The sequence below is a fragment of the Pseudarthrobacter sp. NKDBFgelt genome, assembly GCF_046097905.1.
Taxonomy (GTDB): Bacteria; Actinomycetota; Actinomycetes; order Actinomycetales; family Micrococcaceae; genus Arthrobacter; species Arthrobacter polychromogenes.
Genome location: NZ_JBJURL010000202.1, coordinates 1 through 639, shown reverse-complemented (window position 1 = coordinate 639; position 639 = coordinate 1). Strand labels below are relative to the sequence as shown.

The following is a 639-nucleotide window of genomic DNA, read 5'->3' as shown; positions in this document are numbered from 1 at the left end:
GGAGCGCGTGGTCCACGCGCGCGGCTTCGTCTGCTATGGCGAGCTCGAGGTCACCGGCAAGATCGGCGACGAGCCGGCCTCCAAATACACCCGCGCCAAGGTGTTCAGCCAGGCCGGCAAGAAGACGCCCCTCGCGATCCGCTTCTCGACCGTGATCGGCGGCCGCGACTCCTCCGAAGTGGCGCGCGATCCGCGCGGCTTCGCGGTGAAGTTCTACACCGAAGACGGTAACTGGGATCTCGTGGGCAACAACCTCGCGATCTTCTTCATCCGCGACGCGATCAAGTTCCCCGACGTGATCCATTCGCTGAAGCCGGACCCGATCACGTTCCGGCAGGAGCCGAACCGCATCTTCGACTTCATGAGCCAGACGCCTGAATCGATGCACATGCTGACGCATCTGTTCAGCCCGCGCGGCATCCCGGCCAGCTACCGGCACATGGAGGGGTTTGGGGTCAACACCTACAAGATGGTCAACGCCCAGGGCGATACCGTGCTGGTGCAGTACCACTTCCATCCGCGTTGCGGCGTGGCGAGCCTAACCGCCGCGGAGGCCGAGAAGGTGCAGGGCAAGGACCTCGGCCCAGCCTCGAAGGATCTGTACCAGGCCATCGAGCGTGGCGAGCTCCCGCAGTGTGA

At 64.6% G+C, this 639-nt stretch carries 1 protein-coding gene; it reads left to right on the top strand.

Annotated features, from left to right (window positions below; genetic code table 11):
* A partial coding sequence (locus ACKAE7_RS21155; protein ID WP_408980241.1) for a catalase occupies positions 1 to 639 on the top strand: 639 nt, incomplete at both ends.